Origin of the sequence: Salmonella sp. 741265055_HSA (assembly GCF_046569525.1) — a bacterium.
GTDB lineage: Bacteria > Pseudomonadota > Gammaproteobacteria > Enterobacterales > Enterobacteriaceae > Salmonella > Salmonella enterica.
Map to the genome: position 1 here is coordinate 31,009 of NZ_JBKFSQ010000019.1, position 12,687 is coordinate 43,695.

At 53.1% G+C, this 12,687-nt stretch carries 12 protein-coding genes; 9 read left to right on the plus strand and 3 right to left on the minus strand.

Annotated elements, in window-relative coordinates:
• Window positions 1–23: 23 nt before the first annotated feature.
• The 3 genes from ACLD4K_RS12305 to mutH form a co-directional block, all read right to left on the minus strand.
• The gene (locus ACLD4K_RS12305; RefSeq protein WP_000758662.1) at window positions 24–242 is read right to left on the minus strand and encodes a YgdI/YgdR family lipoprotein; all 219 of its coding nucleotides are present in this window, start codon (window positions 240–242) and stop codon (window positions 24–26) included.
• Window positions 243–411: 169 nt separating this feature from the next.
• Complete coding sequence (locus tag ACLD4K_RS12310) at window positions 412–1,125, minus strand: TerC family protein (RefSeq protein ID WP_000895635.1); 714 nt, start codon at window positions 1,123–1,125, stop codon at window positions 412–414.
• A 181-nt stretch (window positions 1,126–1,306) separates the two neighbouring features.
• Window positions 1,307–2,002 carry a DNA mismatch repair endonuclease MutH gene (gene mutH, locus ACLD4K_RS12315; RefSeq protein WP_411011938.1) on the minus strand — a complete coding sequence of 232 codons (696 nt, stop codon included), beginning with the start codon at window positions 2,000–2,002 and terminating at the stop codon, window positions 1,307–1,309.
• A 682-nt stretch (window positions 2,003–2,684) separates the two neighbouring features.
• Here mutH and rppH point away from each other — a divergent pair.
• The 9 genes from rppH to recC all read left to right on the plus strand — a co-directional run bounded on the left by rppH (window position 2,685) and on the right by recC (window position 12,671).
• Complete coding sequence (rppH, locus tag ACLD4K_RS12320; RefSeq protein WP_000564481.1) at window positions 2,685–3,215, plus strand: RNA pyrophosphohydrolase; 531 nt, start codon at window positions 2,685–2,687, stop codon at window positions 3,213–3,215.
• Window positions 3,216–3,227: 12 nt separating this feature from the next.
• On the plus strand, window positions 3,228–5,474 hold the full coding sequence (gene ptsP / locus ACLD4K_RS12325) for a phosphoenolpyruvate--protein phosphotransferase (protein WP_000957888.1): 2,247 nt from the start codon (window positions 3,228–3,230) through the stop codon (window positions 5,472–5,474).
• A 215-nt stretch (window positions 5,475–5,689) separates the two neighbouring features.
• Window positions 5,690–6,565 carry a prolipoprotein diacylglyceryl transferase gene (lgt, locus tag ACLD4K_RS12330; RefSeq protein ID WP_000204645.1) on the plus strand — a complete coding sequence of 292 codons (876 nt, stop codon included), beginning with the start codon at window positions 5,690–5,692 and terminating at the stop codon, window positions 6,563–6,565.
• Window positions 6,566–6,571: 6 nt separating this feature from the next.
• Window positions 6,572–7,366 (plus strand): thymidylate synthase, encoded by a 795-nt coding sequence (gene thyA / locus ACLD4K_RS12335; protein WP_000816247.1) that lies wholly within the window; start codon window positions 6,572–6,574, stop codon window positions 7,364–7,366.
• 184 nt (window positions 7,367–7,550) lie between these two features.
• Window positions 7,551–8,021, plus strand: coding sequence for a prepilin peptidase-dependent protein (locus tag ACLD4K_RS12340; RefSeq protein WP_079943941.1), 471 nt, complete (start codon window positions 7,551–7,553; stop codon window positions 8,019–8,021).
• Window positions 8,012–8,575 carry a prepilin peptidase-dependent protein gene (locus ACLD4K_RS12345; protein WP_000029156.1) on the plus strand — a complete coding sequence of 188 codons (564 nt, stop codon included), beginning with the start codon at window positions 8,012–8,014 and terminating at the stop codon, window positions 8,573–8,575. Before ACLD4K_RS12340 ends, ACLD4K_RS12345 begins: the two co-directional genes overlap by 10 nt.
• A complete protein-coding gene (locus ACLD4K_RS12350) occupies window positions 8,572–8,979 on the plus strand; it encodes a DUF2509 family protein (RefSeq protein WP_001078529.1) in 408 nt (135 codons plus the stop codon). The genes ACLD4K_RS12345 and ACLD4K_RS12350 overlap by 4 nt, the downstream gene beginning before the upstream one ends.
• Window positions 8,964–9,284: a prepilin-type N-terminal cleavage/methylation domain-containing protein gene (locus ACLD4K_RS12355; RefSeq protein WP_411011939.1), complete on the plus strand. Its 321-nt coding sequence runs from the start codon at window positions 8,964–8,966 to the stop codon at window positions 9,282–9,284. The genes ACLD4K_RS12350 and ACLD4K_RS12355 overlap by 16 nt, the downstream gene beginning before the upstream one ends.
• A 15-nt stretch (window positions 9,285–9,299) precedes the next feature.
• Complete coding sequence (gene recC, locus ACLD4K_RS12360) at window positions 9,300–12,671, plus strand: exodeoxyribonuclease V subunit gamma (protein WP_411011940.1); 3,372 nt, start codon at window positions 9,300–9,302, stop codon at window positions 12,669–12,671.
• Window positions 12,672–12,687: the final 16 nt, after the last annotated feature.

A 12,687-nucleotide genomic window follows, 5' to 3' on the forward strand; every position in this document is an offset into this window, starting at 1 on the left:
TGACCTCGATCACAGGCCACCGCTTAACGTTCGATGATTTGAGACACTTCGTCACGGTTGATTTGCATCTCGTTTCCCTGTGCATCGGTATAGCTGACCAGACCGGTATCATCGTCAACTTGTGGTTTTCCATCGGTCAGGATCATACGACCATCTTTCGTTGCCATTACATAATCGCTGCTGCATCCGGATACCGCAAAAGCCAACCCTACTGCGGAAATTACAACTGCCCACTTTTTCATCCGTTTGTCCTCACATAGCCTGCATCTGATAATAGTCTGTTAATCATATGTCTGATAATAGTCTAGTAATAACGCGCAGCTCTGCATGTCGGAAGCAGCAAAATCTTAATCTGTGAGAAGAAAGGAAATAAAGTGAGTATTCGCTCCCCGGCGGGGGAGCGAGACAGGATTACAGCGGATTCTTTTTATTACGCAACAGGTTCAGGCTCTCTACTGCGATAGAGAAGAACATGGCGAAATAGATATACCCTTTCGGAACGTGAACGTCGAAACTTTCCAGAATCAGGGTAAAGCCAACCAGGATCAGAAAGGAGAGCGCCAGCATTTTTACCGACGGATGGCGATCGACAAACTCGCCGATGGGCCGTGCCGCAAACATCATGACGCCCACGGCAATAACGACTGCCGCCATCATAATAAACAGATGATCGGAGAGGCCAACCGCTGTGATAACTGAATCAAGGCTGAAAATAATATCCAGCAGCATAATCTGTACTATTGCGCCCAGGAAAGAAGAAACCCGGGTTTTTAACCCTTCTTCTTCGCCTTCGATGGACTCATGGATCTCCTTGCTGGCTTTCCAGATTAAAAATAACCCGCCCAGTAACAGAATGAGATCGCGGGCGGAAATCGCTTCGCCGAAAAGCTCAAACAGCGGATTAGTCAGCCGAGTGACCCAGGCGATTGACGCCAGCAGCGCCAGGCGCATGACCATCGCTGCCGCCAACCCAAGCCGCCGTGCGTGGTTTCGTTGCGCCGTAGGAAGTTTTGCTACCACCAGAGAAAGAAAAATAATGTTGTCGATCCCAAGTACAATCTCCAGCAGCGTCAGCGTACCGAGCGCCAGCCAGGCATTAGGATCGGTTATCCATGCAAATAACATCGAACAAAGTCCTGCCAAAAAAAGAAGCGGTAATTATAGGCCCGTCGAGTGACGGGCGAAAGCCCAGGCTGAATTTGCGCAACCAGGAACGGTGTAAAATAGCGGCGACAATACGCTTACGTTTATCCGGCGCTGGCCCGATGCGTAGCCATAGCGGAGGCGCATTTGCGTGTAATGGACGTTACGGATTCTGCAATAAAAAATGGCGAGCCAGCAGCGCCTGCGTAAAATTTTTTTTCAGATAAAATCCACGCGGTAGCGTCAAAATAGGTTCCCCGCGCGCGCCGATAGCCTCGGTGAGCGCCCTGGCATTGGCGGCTTTGGGCCGCAGTTGCAAGACTTCGCCATGACGGGCGGTAATGCGTTCCACCTGGCCCAGCACTATCATGTCCATCAGCTCTTCCCAGTCGAGGCGTAGCTGCCTGTCCTCTTCTTTACTCGGACTCCAGAGTAGCGGCGAACCTACGCGGCGTTCGGCTAACGGTATGCTGCGCTCGCCTTCGACCGGCATCCATAGCACGCGCTTCAATTTATGCCGTACGTGGCTTGTCTCCCAGGTCACGCCGCTGTTACCGGTTAACGGCGCCACGCAAACAAAGGTTGTTTCCAGAGGACGACCCAAACTATCCACCGGGATGGTTTTCAGTTCTACGCCTAACGCGGCGAAATCCTGCTCCGGCTTGCTCCCGGCGCTGGCGCCGAGCCAGATCTCCAGCAAGACGCCGATCCAGCCTTTGTCTCGCTTCAAATCTTTAGGCGTGGTAATGCCGGCCATCGCCGCCAGCTCGCCTAACGTATAGCCGGAAAGCTGCCGCGCCTGGGCTAACAGCGATGCTTCCGAAGCAGGCGGAGTCAGTAGCGGACAAAGAGCTGACATTACCATTACCTTAGATTAAAAAATGAGCAGTGATTTTATACCGTATGGGCAGAGTTTATCTTTTTCTGTGTCTTATATTCAATAGACTGATTTTTATTGCCTTTTTTGTGTTGTTTCTTCGTGTTGCGCAACGCTGAAGCGGGTTTTCCAATTCTGGTCACTGACAATAAACAGGATCTTACACTATGTTATCCACAGAAAGTTGGGATAACTGTGTAAAACCACCACTACTGTTTCCATTTACAGCCTTGACGTGCGACGAAAATCGAAAATTCAGACAAATAGTGCGTAAGTTATTGGCACAATCTGTGGATAAAACCGACGCTGGTTGATCTTTCATCAGCATAAGGATCTTAGATGTGATGCTGGTCACGCTTTATGAAGGTGGTATGTAAGATTTGTCTATAACACAATGAATATAAGGCACTATTTTTACTGTTTTCCGCATGAGGAATTCAGACTGTTCTGGGTTTTCCCGTGGTAATTCCATACTTCTTCACAACTATATCCACAGAAAAGGTGAATAAAATGGCGCAAGGGCGTCATCATCTGTTTATAACTCGGCTATTTACTGTGAGTTATTCAATTGTTATTAGGCTGTGTCACTATTACAGAGTGGTTTACCGCCTCACTGGAGTATGAAACAATCGTTCATATATAAGGTTTATGTTGAGGTAGTCCGGTGATTGATGACGATGGCTACCGCCCAAATGTAGGTATCGTAATTTGTAATCGTCAGGGGCAGGTGATGTGGGCCCGGCGATTTGGTCAGCACTCCTGGCAGTTCCCGCAGGGCGGGATAAATCCAGGGGAGTCGGCAGAACAGGCGATGTACCGGGAACTGTTTGAAGAAGTTGGGTTAAGCCGTAAAGATGTGCGGATCCTTGCTTCTACTCGCAACTGGTTGCGTTACAAGTTACCAAAACGTTTGGTGCGTTGGGACACAAAGCCGGTATGTATCGGCCAGAAACAAAAGTGGTTTCTTTTGCAGTTAATGAGCGCCGACGCCGAAATCAATATGCAAACCAGCAGTACGCCGGAGTTTGACGGCTGGCGCTGGGTAAGTTACTGGTATCCGGTTCGACAAGTGGTGTCATTTAAACGCGATGTCTACCGCAGGGTAATGAAAGAGTTTGCAAGTGTTGTCATGGCGCTTCAGGATAATCCCCCTAAGCTACAAAGCGCGCCTGCTTATCGACGTAAAAGAGGTTAAGCCACGCAAATTATGCTCACTCGCCTGCGCGAAATAGTCGAAAAAGTGGCCAGTGCGCCGCGTCTGAACGAGGCGCTGAATATTCTGGTCACGGATATCTGTCTTGCGATGGATACAGAGGTTTGCTCGGTTTACCTGGCCGATCATGACCGACGCTGTTATTACCTGATGGCGACGCGGGGGTTGAAAAAACCGCGTGGTCGAACCGTTGCGCTTGCGTTTGATGAGGGGATCGTCGGTCTGGTGGGCAGGCTGGCGGAACCCATTAACCTTGCCGATGCGCAAAAACATCCCAGCTTTAAATACATTCCTTCGGTAAAAGAGGAGCGTTTTCGCGCGTTTCTCGGCGTGCCGATCATTCAGCGTCGCCAACTTCTCGGCGTGCTGGTCGTACAGCAGCGCGAATTGCGCCAGTACGATGAAAGCGAAGAGTCTTTCCTCGTCACGCTCGCTACGCAGATGGCGGCTATCCTGTCACAGTCGCAGGTCACAGCGCTGTTCGGGCAATACCGGCAGACGCGAATCCGCGCGCTTCCTGCGGCGCCGGGCGTGGCTATCGCAACGGGCTGGCAAGACGCGACCATGCCGCTGATGGAACAGGTTTACGAAGCGTCTACGCTGGATACCTCTCTTGAACGCGAACGATTGACCGGCGCGCTGGAAGAGGCGGCGAACGAGTTCCGACGATACAGCAAACGCTTTGCCGCCGGCGCGCAAAAAGAGACGGCGGCCATTTTCGATCTGTACTCACACCTGCTTTCAGACGCCAGACTGCGTCGCGAACTCTTCGCCGAGGTCGACAAAGGCGCTGTTGCGGAGTGGGCCGTTAAAAAAATCATCGAAAAATTTGCCGAGCAATTTGCGGCGCTAACCGATAACTACCTCAAAGAACGAGCGGGAGACTTACGCACGCTGGGGCAGCGGCTGTTATTCCACCTTGATGATTCAGTTCAGGGGCCAAACGCCTGGCCGGAACGTTTTATTCTGGTCGCGGATGAGCTGTCGGCGACCACTCTGGCGGAGCTGCCGCAGGACAGGCTGGCGGGCGTTGTGGTGCGCGACGGCGCGGCAAACTCGCATGCGGCGATTATGGTGCGCGCGCTCGGTATCCCGACCGTCATGGGCGCGGATATCCAACCTTCGGTGCTACATCGCCGTACGTTGGTGGTGGATGGCTATCGCGGTGAATTATTGGTCGATCCTGAACCCGTGCTTATTCAGGAATATCAGCGGCTCATTAGTGAAGAGATAGAACTCAGTCGTCTGGCGGAGGACGACGTCAATCTTCCCGCCCAACTGAAAAGCGGCGAGCGAGTCAAAGTGATGCTGAATGCCGGGCTCAGCCCCGAGCATGAGGAAAAGTTAGGCAGTCGGATCGACGGTATCGGCCTGTACCGTACTGAAATTCCCTTTATGCTGCAAAGCGGGTTTCCCTCGGAAGAAGAGCAGGTGGCGCAGTATCAAGGGATGCTGCAAATGTTTAACGATAAACCGGTGACGCTGCGGACCCTGGATGTGGGAGCGGATAAGCAACTGCCCTATATGCCGATCAGCGAGGAGAACCCGTGTCTGGGCTGGCGCGGGATCCGCATTACGCTGGATCAGCCGGAGATCTTTTTGATCCAGGTCCGCGCGATGCTGCGCGCCAATGCGGCGACTGGCAACCTCAGCATTTTGTTGCCGATGGTCACCAGTATTGATGAAGTCGATGAAGCGCGGCGTCTGATCGAACGCGCCGGGCGCGAGGTCGAGGAGATGATCGGCTATGCGATCCCGAAACCGCGTATCGGCATTATGCTGGAAGTGCCGTCAATGGTATTTATGCTGCCGCATCTGGCTAACCGGATCGACTTTATCTCGGTCGGCACCAACGATTTAACGCAATATATCCTGGCGGTAGATCGCAACAATACCCGCGTGGCCAGTATTTACGACAGTCTGCATCCGGCTATGCTGCGCGCGCTGTCCATGATTGCGCAGGAAGCCGAAAAAAATGGCCTCGATCTTCGCTTGTGCGGCGAGATGGCGGGCGATCCGATGTGCGTGGCGATTCTTATCGGTCTGGGATATCGCCATCTTTCAATGAATGGCCGTTCGGTAGCGCGTGTGAAATATCTGCTGCGGCATATCGATTTTGAAGACGCGCAAACTCTTGCCAGACGCAGCCTTGAGGCGCAGATGGCGACCGAAGTGCGTCATCAGGTGGCGGCGTTTATGGAGCGCCGCGGGATGGGGGGATTGATTCGCGGAGGGTTGTAACGACTGGAGCGGGAAAAGAGAGTGACTGTGGATTCACGGCGCAGACAACACGCCTGCAAGATGAAAGACAATGCGTATACATATCTTTTAACGGTAATCGGCATCTCGCTTTTAACCCTTGTGCTATTATTCGCACCTTTGGAGCGTCTGCAACGCGCAGGCGCGCTTATCAATCGCTATCTCTTCAGCGAAATAACAAGAAATTGTGGTGACAGATGACCAGTAGCTATCTGCATTTTCCGGACTTTGATCCGGTCATTTTCTCAATTGGGCCCGTCGCGCTTCACTGGTATGGCTTGATGTATCTGGTGGGGTTCGTTTTCGCGATGTGGTTGGCGGTGCGTCGCGCTAACCGTCCGGGAAGCGGTTGGACCAAAAACGAAGTTGAAAATTTACTCTATGCAGGTTTCCTGGGGGTCTTCCTGGGGGGGCGTATTGGCTATGTCCTGTTTTATAACTTCCCTCTGTTTCTGGATAACCCGCTCTATTTATTCCGCGTCTGGGACGGCGGCATGTCCTTCCACGGCGGGCTTATCGGTGTGATACTGGTGATGATTATCTTCGCCAGGCGCACGAAGCGCTCTTTCTTTCAGGTGTCTGATTTTATTGCGCCGTTAATTCCGTTCGGCCTGGGCGCCGGGCGTCTGGGCAACTTTATCAACGGTGAATTGTGGGGGCGCGTCGATCCTGACTTCCGGTTTGCCATGCTCTTTCCTGGCTCACGCGCGGAAGATATTGCGCTGCTGCCGTCACATCCGCAATGGCAGCCTATTTTTGATACCTACGGCGTATTGCCGCGCCACCCTTCCCAGTTGTATGAGCTGGCATTAGAAGGCGTGGTGCTGTTTATCATCCTTAATCTCTTTATTCGCAAACCGCGTCCGATGGGCGCAGTCTCCGGATTATTCCTGATTGGCTATGGCGCGTTTCGTATCATTGTTGAATTCTTCCGCCAGCCGGACGCGCAATTTACCGGCGCGTGGGTACAGTACATCAGCATGGGGCAGATTCTCTCTATCCCGATGATTATCGCTGGCGCGATCATGATGGTTTGGGCATATCGCCGCCGCCCGCAGCAACACGTTTCCTGAGGAACCATGAAACAGTATTTAGAACTGATGCAAAAAGTGCTGGATGAAGGCACACAGAAAAACGACCGTACCGGCACCGGCACGCTTTCCATTTTTGGCCATCAGATGCGTTTTAACCTGCAGGAAGGCTTTCCGCTGGTGACGACAAAACGCTGCCATTTACGTTCAATTATTCACGAACTGCTATGGTTTTTGCAGGGCGATACCAACATCGCTTACCTGCACGAAAATAATGTCACCATCTGGGACGAATGGGCCGATGAGAACGGCGATTTAGGCCCGGTTTATGGTAAGCAGTGGCGTGCATGGCCAACACCGGATGGCCGCCATATCGATCAGATCGCCACGGTTTTAAGCCAGCTTAAAAACGACCCAGACTCTCGTCGTATTATCGTTTCTGCGTGGAACGTCGGCGAGCTGGATAAGATGGCGCTGGCGCCGTGTCACGCCTTTTTCCAGTTTTATGTCGCAGATGGAAAACTCTCCTGTCAGCTTTATCAGCGCTCCTGCGATGTGTTCCTCGGTCTGCCGTTCAACATTGCCAGCTACGCGTTACTGGTGCATATGATGGCGCAACAGTGCGACCTGGACGTCGGCGATTTTGTCTGGACCGGCGGCGACACGCACCTGTACAGCAACCATATGGAGCAGACGCACCTGCAATTAAGCCGTGAACCGCGCGCGCTGCCGAAGTTGGTCATTAAGCGTAAACCCGATTCGCTTTTTGACTACCGGTTCGATGATTTCGAAATTGAAGGCTATGATCCGCACCCCGGTATTAAAGCGCCGGTCGCTATCTAAGCGTTGACGATCCTGCCATAACCGACGTCATCGCGCGTCGGTTTTTTTTACCCTTAGTCTCAATCTTCGGCGCGGATTCCTGAAATTTTGCAACGCGCTGCAAGACATGAACTTTTTTCCGTAACGCGCCGAACAATCTGTATTTGGCGCTCGTTATTTTTTCCCCGCCCGCCATACTGCCGATATGAAAAAACAACAGGGCTATACGCTCATTGAAACGGTGGTCGCGATGTCACTCATTATCATTCTCAGCGTCACAGGACTTTATGGCTGGCAACGCTGGCAGCAGCAACAGCGCCTGTGGCAAACCGCATGTCAGGTGCGGGATTACCTGCTGCAACTTCGTGAGGACGCTCACTGGCATAACCGCGATCACATTCTTCGCGTGGTCAGCGAAGGTGGTTCATGGTGCTTTGTCAGCTCTGTTGCTACGCAAACATCGTGTACGCCATCTTCCCCCTTTGTGTTTACGCCCGACTGGCGTGATGTCGTCCTTGCCGATATCACGCCGTCGTTAGCCTTCTTTGGCCTGCGCAATACGGCATGGGCAGGGCACATCGTACTGAAAAACGCTGCCGGAGAGTGGCGTCTGGTCGTCTCCTCCTGGGGGCGAATCAGGCTATGTGAGCGTAACGAGGCCGCCACGTGTCAATAACCACGCGGGGGTTCTCGCTACTGGAGGTTGTGCTGGCGATGGCGATAGGTTCCATTTTACTGCTTGGGTCCGCACGATTTTTACCGGCGCTACAGCGTGAGATCTGGCACAACACGCGACAGTTATCGCTGGAAGATGAAATCTGGCAGCGAACCTATACCGTAGCGAAGCATCTTCAGCGTGCGGGTTACTGCCATGGCCACTGTACTGGCGAAGGGTTACATCTTGCCGAACAGGGGCAATGCGTCATCGTTCAGTGGGACGGGAATAATAACGGTGTCTGGGATACCATACCGGCGAAAGAGGCCGACCAGACCGGGTTTCGTATGAAGGATAACGTTCTGGAAACATTACGCGGAGCAACATCTTGCCAGGGGAAGGGATGGGAAAAAATGACCGATCCCAATACGGTACTCATCACGGCGTTTACCGTTGAGCGCCGGGATATAACGGGATTCTCTCCAGTGCTCATGCTGCATTTGCGCGGCGCCAGCAAAGCCGAGCCTCAGACGGTTATTGACGCGCAATACAGCGTAACGGGATTTAATCTGTGAATCGGGAACGTGGCGCTTCTTCGCTAATACTGGCGCTTTTAATACTGATTCTGGGTAGTCTGCTACTGCAAGGCGTAAATCAGCAGCAGGCCAGCTATGCCGCCCGCGTAACGACGCAGAGCCTGGCGATACAACGCCAGGCGCTCGTACAGTCGGCGCTGGAATGGGGGCGGGGGCAGCTATGGTCAGGCGTAACCGAAATGGAATGTCGGCGCTATTCCCCTTCAGGAGCGAGGGTCTGTTTGCGGAGATTATCGGGGGATGAAGTGGTGATGGCGGCGCAAGATGACAGCATGACGTTATGGCGTTTGGGCAACGTCATTCAGGGAAGTATTGTCTTTTCTCCCCACGGCTGGAGTGATTTTTGTCCGTTAAAAGAGGTGGCGTTATGTCGCATCCCCTGAATTTACAACGCGGGTTTAGCCTCCCGGAAGTTTTAGTGGCGATGGTTCTAATGGTAATGATCGTCACCGCGCTGTCAGGCTATCAGCGGGTATTAATGCACAGTTTTGCATTACGACACCAGTATCTCCAGATCTGGCGGCAGGCGTGGCAGCAAACGGCGCTGTATCCATTTTCGCCTGCTGAAGGGTGGAAGGCCAACCAGATGCAGACAACGCAATCGGGATGTGTCAGCATCAGCGTCACGATGGTTTCACCCTCTGGCAGGCAGGGGCAGATGACGCGCTTGCATTGTCCAAATCGTTAATCGTCAGGAGTAATTATGTTAAGGGTCTACCACTCCAATCGTCTGGATGTGCTGGAAGCGTTGATGGAATTCATCGTCGAACGCGAGCGGCTGGATGATCCCTTTGAACCAGAAATGATTCTGGTACAAAGCACGGGTATGGCGCAGTGGCTGCAGATGACCCTTTCACAAAAGTTTGGTATTGCGGCGAATATCGCTTTTCCGTTACCGGCGAGTTTTATCTGGGAGATGTTTGTCCGCGTGTTGCCGGATATCCCCAAAGAAAGCGCTTTCAGCAAACAAAGCATGAGCTGGAAACTGATGACCTTGCTGCCGCAGTTGCTGGATAAGGATGAGTTTGTACTGCTGCGCCATTATCTGACCGACGACACCGATAAACGCAAACTCTTTCAGCTTTCCGCGCGCGCCGCCGACCTGTTCGATCAGTATCTGGTTTATCGGCCTGACTGGCTTACGCAGTGGGAAGCGGGAAAAACCGTGGAAGGTCTGGGGGAGGCGCAAAACTGGCAGGCGCCGCTGTGGAAAGCATTGGTGGAATATACCGCCGCGCTGGGGCAGCCGCGCTGGCACCGCGCCAATCTCTACCAACGCTTTATTCAAACGCTGGAGAGCGCGACCGCCTGCCCGCCAGGGTTGCCGTCCCGCGTTTTTATTTGCGGCATTTCCGCGTTACCGCCAGTGTATCTCAGAGCATTGCAGGCGCTGGGTAAACATATTGAAATCCATCTCCTTTTTACTAATCCGTGTCGGTATTACTGGGGGGATATTAAAGACCCAGCCTGGCTGGCAAAACTCATGGCTCGCCAGCGTCGTCACAGTTTTGAAGACCGTCATTTACCGCTGTTCCGCGAAAATCAGAATCCGGAAGCCTTATTTAACAGCGACGGCGAACAGGATATCGGTAATCCGCTACTGGCCTCATGGGGAAAACTGGGGCGGGATTATATCTACCTGCTATCTGAACTGGAAAACAGCCAGGAGCTGGATGCGTTTGTTGATATTACGCCAGATAATCTTTTGCATCGGATTCAGGCGGATATTCTTGAACTGGAAAGCCATGCGGTGGCGGGCGTAAATCTTGAGGAGTATTCGCGCAGCGACAATAAGCGTCTGCTCGATCCCAAGGATAACAGCCTCTCTTTTCACGTTTGTCACAGCCCGCAGCGCGAGGTGGAAATACTGCACGATCGCCTGCTGGCGATGCTGGAAGCCGATCCGACGCTAACGCCGCGCGACATTATCGTTATGGTGGCTGATATTGACAGCTATAGCCCGTTTATCCAGGCGGTATTTGGTAGCGCGCCAACGGAGCGCTATCTGCCTTATGCCATTTCCGATCGGCGGGCGCGTCAGTCACATCCGGTGTTACAGGCATTTATCAGCTTACTTTCGTTACCGGACAGCCGCTTTGTCTCCGAGGATGTTCTGGCGTTGTTAGACGTACCGGTATTGGCTGCCCGCTTTACGATCAACGAAGAAGGGCTGCGTTATTTGCGCTTGTGGGTCAATGAGTCAGGTATTCGCTGGGGAATTGACGATGACAACGTGCGCGAGCTGGAACTTCCTGCCACGGGGCAGCATACATGGCAATTTGGCCTGACGCGTATGCTGCTGGGGTATGCGATGGAAAGCGCCCAGGGCGAGTGGCAGTCGGTTCTGCCTTATGACGAATCCAGCGGTCTGATTGCTGAGCTGGTCGGGCATCTGGCTTCTCTGCTGATGCAGCTTAATATCTGGCGGCGCGGTCTGGCGCAGGAGCGACCGCTGGAAGAGTGGTTGCCCGTTTGTCGCGATATGCTCAATGATTTCTTCCTGCCCGATGCGGACACGGAAGCGGCAATGACATTGATTGAACAGCAGTGGCAGGCCATTATCGCCGAAGGCGTCGCGGCGGAATATGGCGACGCGGTACCGATTTCGCTACTGCGGGATGAACTGGCGCAGCGTCTGGATCAGGAACGTATTAGCCAGCGCTTCCTGGCGGGCCCCATCAATATTTGTACGCTGATGCCGATGCGTTCCATTCCGTTCAGAGTCGTTTGCCTGCTGGGAATGAACGACGGCGTATACCCGCGCCAGCTTGCGCCGTTGGGTTTTGACCTGATGAGCCAAAAACCCATGCGCGGGGATCGTAGCCGTCGCGACGATGACCGCTACCTGTTTCTGGAAGCGTTAATCTCGGCGCAGCAGACGCTGTATATCAGCTACATCGGTCGCTCCATCCAGGATAATAGCGAACGCTTTCCCTCTGTACTGGTGCAAGAATTGGTGGATTACATCGGGCAAAGCCACTATTTGCCGGGCGACGAAACGCTGACCTGTGATGAGAGCGAAGCACGAGTCAAAGCGCATATTACGCGTCTGCATACCCGTATGCCTTTTGATGCGCAAAATTACCAACCCGGCGAACAGCAAAGTTATGCCAGAGAGTGGTTGCCCGCGGCGAGTCAGTCGGGGAAAGCGCATTCTGACTTTGTGCAGCCGCTTCCTTTTACGATGCCGGAAACATTGACTCTGGAAAGTCTGCAGCGTTTTTGGGCCCATCCGGTACGCGCATTTTTTCAGATGCGGCTTCAGGTTAATTTCCGCTCGGAAGAGAGTGAGATTCCTGATGCGGAACCGTTTGAATTAGAGGGGTTGACGCGATATCAACTTAACCAACAGTTGCTCAATACGCTGGTTGAAGAAGACGACGCCGAACGCTTGTTCCGCCGTTTCCGGGCTGCGGGAGAGTTGCCTTACGGCGCGTTTGGCGAAATATTCTGGGATGCGCAATGTCAGGAGATGCAGCAACTGGCAAGCCGGGTCATCGCCTGCCGTAAGCCGAGCCAAAGCCTGGAAGTGGATCTGCTTTGCAATGGCGTTCAGCTAACCGGCTGGCTACCGCAGGTACAGGAGGATGGATTATTGCGCTGGCGTCCCGCTTTAATCAGCGTCGCGCAAGGTGTGCAACTTTGGCTGGAACACCTTGTCTATTGTGCCAGCGGCGGGAGTGGTGAAAGTCGCCTGTTTTTGCGCAAAGAGGGAGAATGGCGATTTCCGCCTCTTGATAAAACGCAGGCAATGGCTTACCTGGCGCAACTGATTGAAGGCTACCGGGAAGGCATGTCTTCTCCGCTATTGGTACTGCCGGAAAGCGGCGGCGCATGGATAAAAGCCTGTTATGACGCTGAAAATGATGTCATGTTAGACGACGATGATACCTTACAGAAGGCCAGGACAAAGTTTTTACAGGCTTATGAAGGCAACATGATGGTGAGCGGCGAAGGCGAAGATATCTGGTATCAACGTCTTTGGCGTCAGCTGGAATCTGAAACGTTGCAGGCTATCATTGCGCAGTCCCGACATTACCTGTTACCGCTGTTTCGTTTTAATCAGTCTCGTTGATTGTATGAAAATCGCG